Genomic DNA, 16,569 nt, shown 5'->3' with positions numbered 1-16,569 from the left:
CTATATGCCGGATGTGATTTATTCCGCAAAGCCTGGATTGGTAATGGGCTTTCACGGCTGTGAACAGTCAGTCAGAGATCAAATCATTGCAGATAAAACTATGCTGCAAGCCAGTAAAAACAGGTACGACTGGCTTGGTCAGGGATACTATTTCTGGCAAAATAATTATGAAAGGGCGTTAGATTTTGCGACGGCCCCTCCCGGTAAGAAAAAATTCCTGCAACCTGCCGTGCTCGGCGCAGTCCTGGACCTCGGACATTGCCTCGATCTTATGGACAAAAAATGGATCGACCTTGTTAAGTTCTCCTATGAGTCCTTAAAAAAATCTGCACATAACGAAAGCCAGCTTCCCAAAAATTGGGATACACAAAATTCAAAAGATAATGTTTTGAGGGAGCTTGATTGCAGGGTGATTGAAAACATTCATCACATGAATAACAAATATGGTAATCCCCCATTCGATTCAGTGAGGGGCGTTTTTATTGAAGGCGAGCCTTTATATAAAAATGCAGGCTTTCATTCCAAAACCCATATTCAGATATGCATACGGAACCCGAACTGCATCAAAGGATTTTTCGTGCCACGGAAAGAAGTAATATGGCCCTGATCACTTCACCAACGCCTCAATCGCCGCATGCACCTGTTCAAAGGGAAACCCTTTCAAAACTGCCTCCATCTGTGCTTTAACGGCGTCGTTCTCCAGGTTGCCGATACTGCCTTCATGTGTGTGATGAATGTCGGTATCGGGTTTAAAATTGCCTTTTTCGATATCCAGGCCTACCTGCCTGTAAGCTTCCCGGAAAGGCGTGCCTTCCAGCACCAGGCGGTTCACAACTTCTACGCTGAACAGGTATTGGTATTTATCGTCTTTAAGAATGTCCTCTTTGATGCGGATATTTTCAAGCATAAGCCTGCTCATTTGCAAACAGTTCCGCAGCGTGGTAAACGCGGGGAACAGGTTCTCTTTCAACAGCTGCAGGTCGCGGTGGTAGCCTGAAGGCAGGTTCACCGTCATCATGGCTATCTCGTTAGGCAACGCCTGCAGTTTATTGCAGTGAGAGCGGATCAGTTCCCATACATCAGGATTCTTTTTGTGCGGCATGATGCTGGAACCAGTTGTCAGTTCGTCGGGGAAGCTGATGAAACCGAAGTTCTGGTTCATGAACAAACAAGCGTCCATGGCCATTTTGGAAAGGGTAGCCGCAATGCCTGCGAGAGCAAAGGCTACCAATTTTTCCGTTTTACCGCGGCCCATCTGGGCGTATACTACGTTGTAGTTGAGCGTCTCGAAACCCAGCAACTCCGTGGTCATGGTGCGGTTCAGCGGGAAGCTGGAACCATAGCCTGCGGCGGATCCCAGGGGGTTTTTATTCACCACTTTGTAGGCGCCCTGCAGCATGGTGAGGTCATCTACCAGGCTTTCAGCATATGCGCCGAACCACAGCCCGAAAGATGATGGCATAGCTATCTGCAGGTGCGTATAGCCGGGCATCAGATGCTTTTTATAAGCTTCGCTCTGCGTTTGCAGCAGGTCGAACAGTGATTTCGTTTCGTGTACGATGGTTTCCAGCTCATGGCGCAGGAACAGCTTAAGGTCCACCAGCACCTGGTCGTTCCGGGAGCGGCCGCTGTGGATCTTCTTGCCCGATTCCCCCACTCTTCTGGTCAGCAAAAGTTCCACTTGTGAATGGATGTCTTCCACGCCGTCTTCCAGCGCGAAGTTCCCCGCGGCGATCTCTGCATAGATCTGCTTCAGCTCTTTCTGCAACACGCTGAGGTCTTCTCTGGAAAGCAACCCGATGGATTCAAGCATGGCGATATGCGCAAGGGAGCCCTGCACGTCGAAGGGTGCGAGGTATGCGTCCATTTCGCGGTCGCGGCCAACGGTGAATTGTTCCACCTCGGCCAGTGCTGTTTTATCCTTTTGCCAGATTTTCATACTGCTTCTGTTTAAACTCAAAAATCATATTTTCCGAAGATGCGTTCTTTGATCTCCGGCCATTCTTCTTTCAGCATCCCGAAAAACACGCTGTTGCGCAGGTGGCCGGTCCAGGTGATCATATGGTGGCGAAGAATGCCTTCCTGCTTACAACCTATGCCCACCATGGCATTGCGCGATTTTTCGTTACGTTCGTCCGTTTTCAGTTCTACCCGGTTCATGCCCCATACTTCAAAAGCGTATTGCAGCATGGCAAATTTCATGGCGCGGTTGAGGCCTGAGCGCTGGAAGCCTGGGTGTATCCAGGTGTACCCTATCTCAGTCCTTTTATGCTGCAGCGCGATGCCGCAATATCGTGTGCTGCCGGCTACTTTGCCGCTCGTTTTGTCTATGATCACGTAAGGAATGGAAAGGCCCTGGTCGCGTTCGGAAAAAGCGATCTGCATATACCGTTCCAGCTCTTCGCGGTTGCGGATGCAGGTAAGGCCCACTTCCCAGAGAGAAGGTTCCAGCGCCACTTCCAGCAATGCATCCGCATCGGAAGGTTGCAGGGGGCGCAGCAATACGCGTTTGTTTTCCAGTACCGGTTGTTCCATATCCTGCTAATTTACGCCATTCACGACGGATAGCAGCCGGATATATGTATCAATGCCCTGGCGGATCTCGTCGAGGTAAATGAACTCGTCTGCGGTATGACTCCTTGCGGAATCGCCGGGGCCTACTTTCACGGAAGTGGCGGGTATCAGCGCCTGGTCAGACGTGGTGGGCGAGCCGTAAAGCTGTTTGCCCAGGCCAAGACCCGCCTGCACCAGCGCATGTTCTTTCGGGATGAAGGAAGGCCTCATCCGCATGCTGCGCGGCGTTACATCGCATTTCACATTTGCGCGGATGATCTCCAGCATTTCTTCCAGCGAATATTGATCGGTAGCCCGAACGTCTACCACGAAGGAACATTCCGCGGGTACTACGTTGTGGGCTTTGTTGGAGGTCTGTATCACGGTCACGCTCATTTTCACAGGCCCCAGCGTGTCAGACACTTTGGGGAAGCGGTAAGTGCGGAACCAGTTGATGTCGTCCATGGCTTTGTAAAGCGCATTTTCACCTTCCTCGCGCGCAGCATGACCCGCTTTTCCGTGTGCCACGCAATCCAGCACCATCAGGCCTTTTTCGGCCACGGCCAGATCTGTTTTGGTAGGCTCGCCCACGATCGCAAAATCGACGGGCGGCAGCTTTGCCAAAATGCTTTCAATGCCGTTCACCCCAGATATCTCTTCTTCGGCCGATGCTGCAAAAACGATATTGTAAGGCAGGTTTTCCGCATCGTAAAAATGCAGGAACGCTGCGATAAGGCTCACGAGGCAACCACCCGCATCATTGCTGCCGAGGCCAAAAAGCTTGCCGTCTTCTACAACGGGCGCAAAAGGATCGCGGGTGTATTGCGGGTTCGGTTTTACGGTATCGTGATGGGAATTGAGCAGGATGCTCGGTTTACCGGGGGAAAAGTGTTTGTTCAGCGCCCAAACGTTGTTCAGATGGCGTTCGGGTTTTACGCCGTGCTCTTCCAGGAAACGCACCAGTATAGCGGCTGTAGCGTCTTCTTCCCTGCTGAAGGACGGCGTGGCGATCAATTCTTTCAACAGCTTCACTGCATCCTCGTAACGTTGTTGGTTCCACATAGTTAGCAAATTAAGGTACCCGCTACCGAACCGGTCGTGTTCCTTTGCAGGTCACCGGCATGGCCAATGAGCACTTCTTTGACACCGCTTTCGATAGCAGCAAATGCGTTGTCCAGCTTCGGCAGGATGCCGTCGGACAATACGCCTTCAGCCAGCAGCTGCTGGTAAATTTCACGGTTGATCAGGTTGATAACGGAATCATCGTCTTCCGGGTTCCGCAGCACGCCCTTCTTCTCGAAACAATATACCAGCCGCACCGTGTAATGCTCGGAAAGCGCTACTGCAAGGGAAGACGCAATGGTATCCGCATTGGTATTGAGCATCTGTCCTTTCCCGTCGTGCGTGAGCGGGGAGAACACCGGGGTAAAACCGGCGTCCAGTAACAGTTTCACCGGCGCCGTCTGCACAGCGCCGGTGGGAATATCTCCTACAAAACCGTAGTCTGTTTCTTTCACAGGGCGCTTCACCGCGGGAATGACGTTGGCATCAGCCCCGGTAAGCCCGATGGCATTGCAGCCATTGGACTGCAGTTTCGCCACCACCTGTTTGTTCACCAGCCCGCCGTATACCATCGTCACCACGTCTATGGTCTCCGCATCGGTGATGCGGCGGCCGTTCACGTAATTGGCTTTGATCCCCAGCTTGTCCCCAATGCGGGTAGCAATTTTGCCGCCGCCGTGGATCAGCACTTTTAATGCGGGCACTGCGGCAAAGTCTGCGAGGAAGCTGTCGAGGAATGCGGGATTGTCGATCACATTACCGCCTACCTTGATGATATATACCGTTCCGGGAGATGACATTACCTGTTCTTTAAAATTTCACTTAATACAGCCTGCGCCGCCCATACACGGTTGCCGGCTTCGGGGATCACAATGGAGTTGGGCCCGTCCAGCACTTCGTCCGCTATCACTATGTTCCTCCTCACCGGCAGGCAATGCATCACCTGCGCGTTGTTCGTGTTCTTCAACGTGTCGTTGGTCACCATCCAGCTTTCATCTGTGCAGGTGATCTTGCCGTAGTCTTTGTAGCTGGACCAGTTTTTCACGTACACAAAATCCGCTCCTTCCAGCGCTTTATGCTGGTTATGGATCACGGGCGCATTGCGGGCAAACTTCGGGTCCAGTTCATATCCTTCGGGATGCGTGATCACGAAATCCACTTCATCCCAGGCGTTCATCCATTGCGCGAAGGAGTTGGGAACGGCCTGCGGCAGCGCTTTTACGTGCGGCGCCCAGGTCATTACCACCTTCGGCTTGCGCGGCTGGTTCCAGCGTTCCTTGATGGTGATCACGTCGGTAAGGCTCTGCAAAGGGTGCAGGGTGGCGCTTTCCAGGCTCACCACCGGCTTGCCGGCGTATTTGATGAACTGGTTGATATATTTTTCCGTGTAGTCTTCCTCTTTATTCTTCAGGCCGGGAAAGGTGCGGATGGACAGGATGTCGAAATACTGCCCCATCACGGCGGCAGCTTCTTTCACATGCTCGGTGGTATTCCCGTTCATCACAACGCCATCATTCATTTCGAGGGCCCATCCTTCTTTGTCGATATTGAACACGACTACTTCCATGCCAAGGTTCCTGGCCGCCACCTGTGTACTCAGGCGCGTGCGCAAACTCGGGTTCAGGAATATCATTCCCAGAGTTTTGTTCTCACCCAGCCCTTTGTCTTTAAAAGGGTTCTTTTTGTAATCCAGTGCTGTAGCCGCTATTTGCGGCACACCGGGCACGTCGTCCACGGAAATAAATTGTTTCATCGTTGTTGTTCATTTGGTTCCCGTGAGGGAGCACCATTAGTTTAATTCTGCTTTAAATGCGGTTAAAAAGTGGTCTGCCTGTTCTTTGGTCAACGCCAGGGACGGCAGCAAACGGATCACGTTCGGCTTTGCTTCGCCGGTGAATATCTTGTGTTTGAATAACAGTTCTTTTCTCACATGCGCCAACTCTTCAGGCAGTTCAATGCCGATCATCAGGCCGCGGCCCCTTACCTCTTTTACTTTCGGCAATTTTTTCAGCTCTTCCATGAGATAATTGCCTACTACGCCTGCATTCTCTACCAGAGATTCTTTTTCGATCACTTCCAGCACCGCCAGCGCTGCGGCGCAAGCCAGGTGATTACCGCCGAAAGTGGTGCCCAGCATGCCATACACGGGTTTGAACTTCGGGGAAATGATGATGCCGCCGATGGGGAAACCATTGCCCATGCCTTTTGCCATGGAGTAAATATCCGCATTCACGCCGGCATGGTCATGACTGAAGAACTTACCGCTCCTGCCGTAACCGCACTGCACGGAGTCCGCAATGAATGCAGCGTTGTGCTCGTCGCAGAGCGTCCTGATCTTTTGCAGGAAAGCGGGAGACGCAACATTGATGCCGCCCACGCCCTGTATGCCTTCGATGATCACGGAAGACACTTCATATTGTTTGAAAGCGGCTTCCAGCGCGGCCTGGTCTTCCCAGGGCAGGAACACCACGTTGTCCGTTTCGTTCACCGGGGCAACGATCTTCGGGTTGTCTGTTGCTGCTACTGCGAGTGAGGTTCGGCCGTGGAACGCTTTTTTGAAAGCGATCACTTTCTTTTTGCCGTTATGGAAAGAAGCGAGCTTGAGTGCGTTCTCGTTGGCTTCTGCGCCGGAATTGCAGAGGAACAGCTGGTAATCTTCCTTCCCGGAGACCTTACCCAGTTTCTCCGCCAGCTGGTGCTGCAGCGGGATGTGGATGGAATTGGAATAAAAACCCACTTTGCCCAGCTGGTCAGTGAGCCGCTGTACGTAGTGCGGATGCGTGTGACCGATGGAGATCACAGCATGACCGCCGTAGAGATCAAGGTATTGCTGGCCTTTATCGTCCCAAACGGTAGAGCCTTCGGCTTTGGTAATGGTGATATCGTTTACCGGGTATACGTCGAACAGTTTCATTTTTAATTTTTTGCGATCAGAGGCTCTGATCTTTCTGAAAGATTGGAAGAAAATTAAAACACGATGGACTTGAGCTTCAACCCCGCTGTTTCCTCCAGCCCCAGTACCAGGTTCATATTCTGCACGGCTTGCCCGGACGCACCTTTTACCAGATTATCTTCTATAGAATGGATCACCAGTTTGCCGTCCACTTTTTCCAGCTGGATCAGGACTTTATTGGTGTTCACCACCTGTTTGAGATCGATCTGCTTTTTGCTCACGTGCGTGAAGGGGTGGCCTTCGTAATACGCCGTGTACAATTCGTATGCTTCTTCGAGTGAAAGATCGGAATTGAGATACGAAGTGATCCAGATGCCGCGCGGATAATCGCCGCGTACAGGCACGAAGTTGAGCGCTCCTGAATAAGCAGGCTGGAGGCCCTGCAAGGTTCGTCGTATCTCTTTCAGGTGCTGGTGGGTGAGCACTTTGTAGGTTGAAATATTATTCGCCCTCCACGTAAAATGCGAAGTGGCGCTAAGGCTTTGCCCGGCGCCGGTGGAGCCGGTAATGCCGGTGGTATGTACTTCATTGAGCAGGCCCGCTTTTGCCAGCGGCAACAGACCCAATTGTATTGCGGTAGCAAAACAACCGGGATTGGCAACGTTATGCGCTTTTTTGATCGCGTCGCGGTTTGCTTCTGGCAGGCCGTATACAAACTCGCGGCCTTTCACGCTTTCGCCCAGCCTGAAATCCTGGCTCAGGTCGATGATATGCACACTGTTTTCTATATCGGCCGTTTCCAAAAACTTTTTCGCTTCGCCATGACCGAGGCAGAGGAATATAACGTTCACACTGTTATCTATCTCGCCGGTAAACACGAGGTCGGTATCCCCCAGCAGGTCCGCGTGTACGGCGTGCAGGGGATTGCCGGCATTGCTGCGGCTGTGCACAAATGCCAGTTCAACGTCCGGGTGGTTCAGCAGCAGCCTGATGGTTTCGCCGCCGGTGTAGCCCGCCCCGCCTATAATTCCTGCCCTGAATCTCTTCATCGTAAATATCTTTTACTTTTTATTTTCTTCATTCACCTGGTGCCAGATCATGGTCTGGTTGCCGAAGATCTTGCTGAAACCTCTCACGTCTTCACCGCTCCAGCCGGAGTTCATTTCCCCGTACTTGCCGAATTTACTGCTCATCAGGTCGTAGGAGGATGTAATGCCTGTAACCTGGAAGCGGTAAGGCATCAGGGTTACGGATACTTTGCCGCTTACATTTTCCTGGCTGTGCTGCAGGAAAGCTTCAATGTCCCTCATCACGGGGTCGAGTATCTGGCCTTCGTGCATCCAGTTGCCGTAGAACTGCGCCAGCTGGTCTTTCCAGCTCAGCTGCCATTTGGTGAGCACATGTTTTTCCAGCGCGTGGTGCGCCTTCAGGATCACCATGGGAGCGGCTGCTTCGAAGCCCACACGGCCCTTGATGCCGATGATGGTATCGCCCACGTGAATGTCGCGGCCGATGGCGAAAGCGCCGGCAATGCTTTGCAGGTAAATGATCGCATCGGTGGGATGCGTGAATTTTTTATCGTTAACGCCCAGCAGTTCGCCTTTCTCGAAAGTAAGTTCTACCTGCTCGGGTTCGTTTTTGGTCAGCTGTGTGGGCCATGCGTGCTCGGGCAGCATACCGTTGGAGGTGAGCGTTTCCTTACCGCCTACTGAAGTGCCCCAGATACCTTTGTTGATGGAGTACATGGCTTTTTCAAAATTCACCTGCACGCCTTTGGATTGCAGGTAAGCGATCTCCTCTTCGCGGCTCAGCTTGAGGTCGCGGATGGGGGTGATGATCTCCACGCCGGGGATCATGATGTGGAAGATCATGTCGAACCGCACCTGGTCGTTGCCGGCGCCGGTAGAGCCATGGGCCACTGCGTCCGCCCCTACTTCCTTCACGTATTCCGCGATGGCAAGGGCCTGGCTCATGCGCTCGGCGCTTACGCTCAGGGGGTAGGTATTGTTCTTCAGCACATTGCCGAACACGAGGTACCGGATCACTTTATCGTAATAAGAGCGAACCGCATCTACTGTCTTGTGACTCTTCACACCCAGACTGTAGGCGCGTTTCTCGATCTCCTGCAATTCTTCAGCAGTAAAACCGCCCGTATTTACGATCACGGAATGCACTTCATAGCCTTTTTCTTCGGACAGGTATTTTACACAGTACGATGTATCAAGCCCTCCGCTGAATCCCAGTACAACTTTTTTCATTTGTTCGCGTTTGTCTTTTTATTTGCCAGATGGAACCGGCTTGAGGCCGGTTTCATTTGATCTTATTTGTCTTTTAATTCTGTTATCTCATTAGACTACAACCACCCGAAGAAAAACCGTTTCTTGCTGGTGCCTGCCGCGCCGCTGCCGCCGCTTTTCCTGGCCGCTTTCAGCAGCACATATTTTTTGTAACGCACCCACCTTTCAAAAAGGGAGAAGTTGCCTTTGAACTTCCGCTTCTTCCTTTCCTCCTGCATGCTGCCTTCCGTGGTGATCACCAGCTTGTTCTTCTCAGCAGCGGCCTTTTCTTCCGCTTCCTTCGCTTTTTCCACGGGATCGTACAACATGGCGGTGCAGAGGCAGTTCTTCCGGTTCTTGGCCGTGAGCACGTCGAAGTTCACGCAACTGCGGCAGCCTTTCCAGAATTCCTCGTCGTCCGTTAATTCACTGTAAGTTACGGGTTCATAACCGAGGTCTGAGTTAATTTTCATCACTGCCAGGCCGGTGGTGAGACCGAAGATCTTTGCGTCCGGGTATTTTTTCCTGCTCAGCTCGAAGATCCTTTCCTTGATGGCTTTGGCTACGCCATGGCCCCTGAAGGCAGGGTTTACGATAAGGCCGGAGTTGGCCACGAACTTTTCATGGCCCCATGCTTCGATGTAACAAAAACCCACCCACTCGCCGCTTTTGGTGAGGGCAATAACAGCTTTGCCTTCCTCCATTTTCAGCTGCACGTATTCCGGTGAACGTTTGGCAATGCCGGTTCCACGGGCTTTAGCAGAAGCCTCCATCTCATCGGTGATGGTTTTGGCATAATGCTTATCGTCGGCAGTAGCTGCCCGAACGATGATATCTTTATTTTCCAACTTGTTAAAATTGAAAATTGTGATTCAATAAATTGATGCGAAAATTCCGTTGCCGGAAAAACCCATGAGGGGGATCATGGTGCGATAGCGGGTGTGGTTAACGGCGCTATCAAATACGAGGTCGTCGGGAGAGATATCTAAAGACAGGAAACCCAATAGCGTATACGCCCCCTTCGAAAGAAGGGTGGTAAGCAGAGATGTTGGTATGGGTTGAGATGTATTCCAACTTCAGTTCGACATTAAATTGTTATAAAAATCGTCTTTAGTTATTAAAGTATCCGCAAAGTTATAACATATTTAAATATGCAACCGATTTTTTTTGTTAAATTAATAAAGAACGGAAACGCGGCCCTGCCTGCGTTTCCGTTCTTTTTACCGGTATCTCCGGCGGGGGGCTGAAAGAGGGCTTTCCGGCCGCTGCCCCGGCTGCTAGAACACGCCTGTTTCAGCAAATGCCGGCACCGCGTCTTTCTCATTCGCCGGGGCCAGTGCCACCAGCTTGAAATAACGGCATTTTACTGGTTGTGAGAGCTTTATGCTTTGTTTCACCGGGTTGTTCAGGATGTTGGCAAAGCTGCCCTTTGCCACCGGCTCACCCCACTCCTTCCCGTCGTTGCTCACATACCAGGCATACTGGTATACAATGCCGCCGCGGGGATGTGGCGTATAGGTGAATCCATTCACGGTTACGGGCGCGCCCATATCCACCACCAGCTCCGCGGGATATTTCATCTCCGCATTCCGGAAGGCAGTGGCGGGGTCGCCATCCACTGCTTTTTCAGCGCCAGGCGTTACCGCGTTCCAGCCGCCTGGAGCAACATCCAGCGTTTGGGTGATGGTGGCGCCGGATTGTTTGCCGTTGTTGATATAGGCTTTGGCCTTAATGGTGCCGCTGCCGGGGAAAGAGAAAGCCGTGCCTTCGTATTTCCGGGAAGCAGTGGTAGGCTCGCTGCCGTCTGTGGTGTAGTAGATCACCGGGTCCGGCGACTGGCAGGTAATGGTTACCTCGCCTGATTTGCTGCGTTTGATCACCGGGTCCGCCAGCAGCTCGGGCGCTTTGTAGAGCTTCACCTCGCTGATCACGGGGCTGGCCAGTGCATCCAGCAGGGTGATCTTCACGCTTTTGGCAGTAGTATTGGGCAGGCGAAGGATGCGTTTATAGCCGATCGTGGTCTCCCGGGCGATCTCACGGTATTCCTTTCCTTCCAGGACGCTTACGGAGAAAGCTTTCACGCGCTGGCCCAGCGGGATGAACTCCTGGATAGCCAGGCGGTTGAACGTGATCTCTTTTTCAAAACTAAGATCGATATCTGCTGTGAGCTGCCCTTCGGCTGTAGCCCAGTAAGTGTTGTAGTTATTGTCGGTAAGATGAATGGCGCTGGAAACCGAGCTGCCGTTGCGGCCGTTGGTAACGGCGGTCCTGGCACGCACGGCCAGGTTGGTCTTGAAATCCGCATCCAGTGTCCTTTTCAGCTCCATCAGGCGCAGGGAGTCATTTTCATGGATGCGCCCGCGGCGGTCTACCGGCACATTCAGCAGCAGGTTGGCGTTGCGGCCAACGGAGCCGTAGTAAATGTCCAGCAGCCAGGGCAGCGTTTTCACCTTATCGTCAGTGCTGGGGCTGTAGAACCATCCCGGACGGATGGATACGTCCGCTTCACCAGGCACCCAGTCGGTCGCGCCTTCCTGGCCTTTGTTCAGCTTATCCTGGATGCCGTGCATGCCCGGCGCAAATTCTTTCCGATTGATGGTGCTCCAGTTAGTAGTGCCTGCAAAACCGTTCTCATTACCGATCCAGCGGCAGCCAGGGCCTGCGTCGCTGAAGAAGATCACTTCAGGATGATATTTTTTAACGGTGCCTTCGAACAGGTTCCAGTCGTATACCTGTTTTTTGCCATTGGGTCCTTCGCCATTGGCGCCGTCGAACCACTGCTCGAACACATGGCCGTATTTCGTATGCACTTCGCGCAGCTGGTTGGCGAACACCTGGTTGTATTCCGGCGTGCCATAAGCAGGATGGTTGCGGTCCCAGGGAGAAAGGTACACGCCGAAGAGCAGGCCGTATTCCTTGCAGGCGGCGGATAATTCAGCCAGCACATCGCCTTTGCCGTTCTTCCAGGCGCTTTCGCGAACCGTGTGCTTGCTGTATTCACTGGGCCAGAGGCAGAACCCGTCGTGGTGCTTGGCGGTGATAATGATGCCTTTCATGCCCGCGAGCTTCGCGGTACGCGCCCATTGACGGGCGTCCAGCTCCGTGGGATTGAACACTTTGGGATCTTCGTCCCCATGGCCCCATTCCTTATCAGTAAAGGTGTTCGGGCCAAAGTGAATGAACATGTAGTATTCCAGCTGCTGCCATTTCACCTGCGCATTGGAAGGCAACGCGCCGAAAGGTTTGATCTCAGGCTGCGCCCAGGCTTTGCCGCAAATGGCCAATAAAAAAAAGAGTGCCGCTTTTTTCATAATACTGTAATTGCAAACGTGTGATCATAAAAATAACATCCCGGCGTTCATTTCCTCTAGTTTGGTAATATCATGACAGAGAATGATAAAATAATACGCTAACAACCGTTTGCGGGGCGCGCTGCTGCTGGTACTGGGGCCTTGGGCCGGAAAAACCCCGCATTTGCCATCTATCACAGGAATGTCACAATTCATAAACGCGCATTGCGGATGATGCCGTTAAAGCTATACATTTAAAGCTGTTAATCGGACATGTTACTCTTTTAAACACATAGAAAAGTTATGAATAAGCACTTGCATCGCAGAAAGTTCATCAGGAACAGCGTGGCGGCAGGCGTGGGACTCTCCCTGCTGAACTCGCCCGCCCGGATATTTGCCGCCGAAAAGAAAGAAAAAGTAAGAGTAGGATTGATCGGCGTGGGAGCGCGCGGCCTGAACCACCTGGATCTCTGCCTCCGCCGCAGCGACGTGGAAGTAGTGGCTATTGCAGATCCCGACACGGAATTCACCCTGCCGCAGATCCGCAAAATGATCGGCGAACATTATGGCGCAAAACGCAAAGTAGCTGAATACACCAAAGGTCCGCACGACTATAAGAACCTCCTGAAACGCGGCGACATAGATGCAGTGATCATCGCCACTCCCTGGGAATGGCACACTGTGCAGGCCGTAGACGCCATGCGCGCCGGCGTTACGCCTGCCGTGGAAGTTTGCGGCGCGGCCGATATCCAGGAATGCTGGGAGCTGGTCAATACTTCAGAAGCTACGGGCATTCCCGTATTCGGCATGGAGAACGTGAATTACCGCCGCGATGTGCTGGCAGTGCTGAACATGGTTCGCCAGGGTCTTTTCGGCGAGCTGCTGCATCTCCAGGGCGGCTACCAGCACGATCTGCGCGAAGTGAAATTCAACGACGGCAAGCAGCTTTATGGCGGCGGCGTTGAGTTTGGCGACAAAGGCGTTTCCGAAGCCAAATGGCGCACCAACCATTCCGTTCACCGCAACGGCGACCTCTACCCGACCCACGGTCTCGGCCCTGTGAACAATATGGTGAACATCAACCGCGGCAACCGTTTGCTGTCGCTCACTTCGGTGGCTACCAAATCGCGCGGCCTGCATAAATACATCATGGATCATCCCAAAGGCGGCCCGAACCATCCTAACGCCAAAGTGGAATTCAAGCTGGGCGATATCGTGAGCACGCTGATCAAAACCAACAACGGCGAAACCATCATGCTGAGCCACGACACCAACCTGCCCCGCCCCTATTCGCTGAACTTCCGCGTGCAGGGCACCAACGGGCTGTGGATGGATGATTTCGACAGCATTCACATTGAAGGCAAAACCAAACCGCATACCTGGGAAAAAGCCGGCGACCCGAAAGACGCTGAAAGCTACATGGGCAAATACGATCACCCGCTCTGGAAAAAATACGCCAACGACGCATCCGGCGCGGGCCATGGCGGCATGGACTGGTTCGTGATCAATTCTTTCATTGAAAGCATCAAACGCGGTACAGACTACCAGATGGACGTGTACGACCTGGCCACCTGGTATGCGATCACGCCGCTGAGCGAGCAGTCCATCCTGGAAGGCGGCGCCGTGCAATACATCCCGGACTTCACGCGCGGCCGCTGGATCAACCGCAAACCCAATTTTGCGCTGGATGGAGAGTATTAAACCTGTTTAAGATAGATGAAAAGTATAAGGGCGCTCCTCTCAGGGCGCCCTTTTTTATCCTTAATGGAATAGAAGCCTTCAAATAAACATGCCATGGCTGCTTTACGCCACCACCTTTGCCCCATCTTCGATAGACGTCACATACACTTCCGGTGCTTTTCCGTATTTGTTTTCATATTCACCCTTCACAAAAGCCACGAAAGCTTCCACGGCTGAGGATTTCACGAGATTGATGGTGCATCCGCCGAACCCGCCGCCCATCATGCGGGCGCCGGCCACCTCAGGACGCTGCTTCGCAAGGCCGGCCAGGAAGTCCAGCTCAGGGCAGGATACTTCGTAGAGTTTGCTCAGGCCTTCGTGGGAAGCGAACATCAGCTCGCCCGCTTCTTTCAGCTCGTTGCGCTGGAGATGCGCGCAGGCCTTTTCTACGCGCTCGTTTTCCCCGGTCACGTAGCGGCAGCGGTCGTATACTTTGGGTGGCAGCTTGTCCTTGTACTGCTCTACCTGTGCAGATGTGAGGTTGCGCAGGCTGTTGATGTCCGGGAAAAATTCCTGGAGGATCTTCACGCCTTCCTCGCATTGCGCCCGGCGCACGTTATATTCGGAAGAAGCGAGGGAGTGGTGTACCATGGAATTCACCAGCACGATATTATATTCTTTGGAGAATTCGAAGGGGAAATAGGTGAATTCAAGGCTGCGGCAATCCAGCAGCATCACGCGGTCCTTTTGCCCGTGGAGATTGGCAAACTGGTCCATGATGCCGCATTTCACACCGGGGAAGGTATGTTCCGCCAGCTGTCCTACCCTTGCCATGTCCATGCGGCTGAGGTTAAAACCGAGAAGATGATTGAGCGCAACGTTGAGCCCTCCTTCCACGGCGGCAGAGCTGCTCATGCCCGCGCCGATGGGAATATCGCCGGTGATCACACAATCGAAGCCTTTTACTTCGAGGCCGCGCTGCTGCAGCTGGTATACCACGCCTTTCAGGTAATTGATCCAGCCTTCGGTCGGGCGGATGTCTTTCAGCGAAAAAGAGGCCATTTCATGGTTAAACAATGCGTAGGCATTGCAGGTGTCTGTACCATTGAGGGCAATGGCGTAAATGATCTTTTTATCAATAGCAGCGGGCAATACAAAACCTTCATTATAGTCTGTATGCTCACCGATAAGGTTGATGCGGCCGGGAGAGGAAACGATCAGCGGTTCTTTGTGGAATAACTTCTTAAACTGCTCAGTTGCTTGCGATATCATAATAAGGGTACTTTTGACACCTAAAAATATAAAAACCCAGCGATTTTTCTTTGGGAATAAAAAAAGACCGACTTATAAGCCGGTCTTTTTTAATATGATGAGAAGTATTTAAGCTCGTATTTTCCCAATTTTATGCCCTTTTAAGGCAAAAAAGAGGATATACACATAGCATGGCACCATAGAATACATGAAACCTTCCTTAAAGTCTATACCCTGGCTATGAAGAAACCCTCCAAAAAGACTTTTTTCCTCGTAAAGGCCAGTGTATATCTGTGGCAGAATGGCCCCACCAGCAATGCCCATGATTAAGATGGCGGAACCAATCTTGGTATATTTCCCGAGGCCTTCAATGGCCAGCGGGAAAATTGCAGGCCACATAAGTGCATTGGCCAGGCCAAGCAGGGCGATGCAGGCTACAGCTGTATATCCATCGGTAAAAAATGCAGCTACGGTAAAAACAATTCCCAGGATGGCTGAACCACGGAGTGCAACATCCTGGCTTAAGAATTTGGGGATTGTGAAGATACCGATAATATATCCCAGCAGCATGCAGGCTAAAGTGAGACTACCGAAGTATTTGGCGGTATCCGGACTCATGCCGAGCTTAAGTCCATAAGTGCCTATCACGTCGCCGGCCATTACTTCCACGCCAACATAAGTAAAGATACACAGGGCCCCTAGCCAGAGATATGGATAATTGAACAGACTTTTACGCGCAGGAACAGCATTGCCAGAGCTATCTTCTTCCTCTGCATTGATTTCGGGAAGGGAAGAACGACGAATGAGTAATGCAACAATCACCAAGAACACAGTAAGCACAATATACGGCATAATCACGCGGGAAGCCAATTCTGAAAGCAGCTGATTCTTCACAACTACATCTGTAGTCGTCTTGATTTGTTCTTCCACAGCCGTGGCATTTTTCAGCAAAATGGTACTGAGAATGAGAGGACTAATCACTCCCGCCAGTTTATTGCAGATGCCCATGATGCTGATGCGTTTAGCGGCGCTTTCAATCGGACCAAGAATGCTGATATATGGATTGGTGGCGGTTTGCAAGAGAGACAGACCCGCCCCTTGTATAAAAAGTCCTACCAGGAAGAGAATAAAGCTTCTCTGGTTAGCAGCCGGTATAAAAACAAGGGAACCCGCAGCCATTACGACCAAGCCGAAAGCCATGCCATTTTTGAAACCCATCTTTTTTAACACCCATGACGCAGGTAGCGCCCAAAGGAAATAAGGAATATAAAAAGCAAAGGTCACCATCAGTGACTGGGAATCAGTAAGATCGCATAATAACTTTAAAAATGAGATGAGGGAAGCGTTCAGCCAGGTCACAAAACCAAATACGGCGAATAAACCTCCGATAATGATCATGGCCTGCTTGTATCCCCCTTCGCGGGAAGCAGCCACTGTAGCGGATTTAATACTCATGAGTAGCTAAGGTTGATTGGTCAAGAATTCACGAACATAGGCAACAATTCTCATATTTCATAAATATATTAGCTAAAACGTTTGAGCAATTAAGAAAATACAGCTTTTT

General features: G+C 51.8%; 14 protein-coding genes. 2 read left to right on the top strand and 12 right to left on the bottom strand.

Annotated elements, in window-relative coordinates; translation table 11 throughout:
• The first annotated feature begins 4 nt into the window (after window positions 1-4).
• Window positions 5-607, top strand: a complete 603-nt coding sequence (locus R3I13_RS20370; RefSeq protein WP_346319816.1) for a hypothetical protein — start codon at window positions 5-7, stop codon at window positions 605-607.
• On the opposite strand, the gene argH is transcribed toward R3I13_RS20370, so the two are convergent.
• From argH to R3I13_RS20320, 10 genes are all read right to left on the bottom strand, one after another.
• The gene (gene argH / locus R3I13_RS20365; protein WP_346319815.1) at window positions 608-1,939 is read right to left on the bottom strand and encodes an argininosuccinate lyase; all 1,332 of its coding nucleotides are present in this window, start codon (window positions 1,937-1,939) and stop codon (window positions 608-610) included. It lies immediately after the preceding gene.
• Window positions 1,940-1,956: 17 nt separating this feature from the next.
• Window positions 1,957-2,535 carry a GNAT family protein gene (locus R3I13_RS20360; RefSeq protein ID WP_346319814.1) on the bottom strand — a complete coding sequence of 193 codons (579 nt, stop codon included), beginning with the start codon at window positions 2,533-2,535 and terminating at the stop codon, window positions 1,957-1,959.
• A 6-nt stretch (window positions 2,536-2,541) separates the two neighbouring features.
• The gene (locus tag R3I13_RS20355; protein ID WP_346319813.1) at window positions 2,542-3,615 is read right to left on the bottom strand and encodes a M20 family metallo-hydrolase; all 1,074 of its coding nucleotides are present in this window, start codon (window positions 3,613-3,615) and stop codon (window positions 2,542-2,544) included.
• A 2-nt stretch (window positions 3,616-3,617) separates the two neighbouring features.
• Window positions 3,618-4,415: an acetylglutamate kinase gene (gene argB, locus R3I13_RS20350; protein WP_346319812.1), complete on the bottom strand. Its 798-nt coding sequence runs from the start codon at window positions 4,413-4,415 to the stop codon at window positions 3,618-3,620.
• Window positions 4,415-5,368 carry an acetylornithine carbamoyltransferase gene (locus R3I13_RS20345; protein ID WP_346319811.1) on the bottom strand — a complete coding sequence of 318 codons (954 nt, stop codon included), beginning with the start codon at window positions 5,366-5,368 and terminating at the stop codon, window positions 4,415-4,417. The genes argB and R3I13_RS20345 overlap by 1 nt, the downstream gene beginning before the upstream one ends.
• A 36-nt stretch (window positions 5,369-5,404) precedes the next feature.
• Window positions 5,405-6,529 carry an aminotransferase class III-fold pyridoxal phosphate-dependent enzyme gene (locus R3I13_RS20340; RefSeq protein WP_346319810.1) on the bottom strand — a complete coding sequence of 375 codons (1,125 nt, stop codon included), beginning with the start codon at window positions 6,527-6,529 and terminating at the stop codon, window positions 5,405-5,407.
• Between the two features lie 53 nt (window positions 6,530-6,582).
• On the bottom strand, window positions 6,583-7,557 hold the full coding sequence (gene argC / locus R3I13_RS20335; protein ID WP_346319809.1) for an N-acetyl-gamma-glutamyl-phosphate reductase: 975 nt from the start codon (window positions 7,555-7,557) through the stop codon (window positions 6,583-6,585).
• Between the two features lie 12 nt (window positions 7,558-7,569).
• Complete coding sequence (argG, locus tag R3I13_RS20330; RefSeq protein ID WP_346319808.1) at window positions 7,570-8,766, bottom strand: argininosuccinate synthase; 1,197 nt, start codon at window positions 8,764-8,766, stop codon at window positions 7,570-7,572.
• Window positions 8,767-8,861: 95 nt separating this feature from the next.
• Window positions 8,862-9,632 carry a GNAT family N-acetyltransferase gene (locus R3I13_RS20325; protein WP_346319807.1) on the bottom strand — a complete coding sequence of 257 codons (771 nt, stop codon included), beginning with the start codon at window positions 9,630-9,632 and terminating at the stop codon, window positions 8,862-8,864.
• 429 nt (window positions 9,633-10,061) lie between these two features.
• Window positions 10,062-12,095 (bottom strand): alpha-L-fucosidase, encoded by a 2,034-nt coding sequence (locus R3I13_RS20320; protein ID WP_346319806.1) that lies wholly within the window; start codon window positions 12,093-12,095, stop codon window positions 10,062-10,064.
• A 282-nt stretch (window positions 12,096-12,377) separates the two neighbouring features.
• Here R3I13_RS20320 and R3I13_RS20315 point away from each other — a divergent pair, with 282 nt between their 5' ends.
• On the top strand, window positions 12,378-13,775 hold the full coding sequence (locus tag R3I13_RS20315; protein WP_346319805.1) for a Gfo/Idh/MocA family oxidoreductase: 1,398 nt from the start codon (window positions 12,378-12,380) through the stop codon (window positions 13,773-13,775).
• Between the two features lie 102 nt (window positions 13,776-13,877).
• On the opposite strand, the gene galK is transcribed toward R3I13_RS20315, so the two are convergent.
• Entirely contained in the window at window positions 13,878-15,026 is a 1,149-nt protein-coding gene (gene galK / locus R3I13_RS20310) for a galactokinase (RefSeq protein WP_346319804.1), read from the bottom strand.
• Between the two features lie 108 nt (window positions 15,027-15,134).
• Complete coding sequence (locus R3I13_RS20305) at window positions 15,135-16,460, bottom strand: sugar MFS transporter (RefSeq protein ID WP_346319803.1); 1,326 nt, start codon at window positions 16,458-16,460, stop codon at window positions 15,135-15,137.
• Window positions 16,461-16,569 lie beyond the last annotated feature (109 nt).

Origin of the sequence: Chitinophaga sp. YIM B06452 (genome assembly GCF_039655965.1) — a bacterium.
Taxonomy (GTDB): Bacteria; Bacteroidota; Bacteroidia; order Chitinophagales; family Chitinophagaceae; genus Chitinophaga.
The sequence above is the reverse complement of the archived record's forward strand: the minus strand, read 5'-3'. Positions and strand labels throughout refer to the sequence as shown.

Excerpts from the sequence above, each read along its gene's own strand:
- R3I13_RS20370 (WP_346319816.1), top strand. The coding sequence starts at position 5 with ATGCCGGATGTGATTTATTCCGCAAAGCCTGGATTGGTAATGGGCTTT.
- argH (WP_346319815.1), bottom strand. The coding sequence starts at position 1,939 with ATGAAAATCTGGCAAAAGGATAAAACAGCACTGGCCGAGGTGGAACAA.
- R3I13_RS20360 (WP_346319814.1), bottom strand. The coding sequence starts at position 2,535 with ATGGAACAACCGGTACTGGAAAACAAACGCGTATTGCTGCGCCCCCTG.
- R3I13_RS20355 (WP_346319813.1), bottom strand. The coding sequence starts at position 3,615 with ATGTGGAACCAACAACGTTACGAGGATGCAGTGAAGCTGTTGAAAGAA.
- argB (WP_346319812.1), bottom strand. The coding sequence starts at position 4,415 with ATGTCATCTCCCGGAACGGTATATATCATCAAGGTAGGCGGTAATGTG.
- R3I13_RS20345 (WP_346319811.1), bottom strand. The coding sequence starts at position 5,368 with ATGAAACAATTTATTTCCGTGGACGACGTGCCCGGTGTGCCGCAAATA.
- R3I13_RS20340 (WP_346319810.1), bottom strand. The coding sequence starts at position 6,529 with ATGAAACTGTTCGACGTATACCCGGTAAACGATATCACCATTACCAAA.
- argC (WP_346319809.1), bottom strand. The coding sequence starts at position 7,557 with ATGAAGAGATTCAGGGCAGGAATTATAGGCGGGGCGGGCTACACCGGC.
- argG (WP_346319808.1), bottom strand. The coding sequence starts at position 8,766 with ATGAAAAAAGTTGTACTGGGATTCAGCGGAGGGCTTGATACATCGTAC.
- R3I13_RS20320 (WP_346319806.1), bottom strand. The coding sequence starts at position 12,095 with ATGAAAAAAGCGGCACTCTTTTTTTTATTGGCCATTTGCGGCAAAGCC.
- R3I13_RS20315 (WP_346319805.1), top strand. The coding sequence starts at position 12,378 with ATGAATAAGCACTTGCATCGCAGAAAGTTCATCAGGAACAGCGTGGCG.
- galK (WP_346319804.1), bottom strand. The coding sequence starts at position 15,026 with ATGATATCGCAAGCAACTGAGCAGTTTAAGAAGTTATTCCACAAAGAA.
- R3I13_RS20305 (WP_346319803.1), bottom strand. The coding sequence starts at position 16,460 with ATGAGTATTAAATCCGCTACAGTGGCTGCTTCCCGCGAAGGGGGATAC.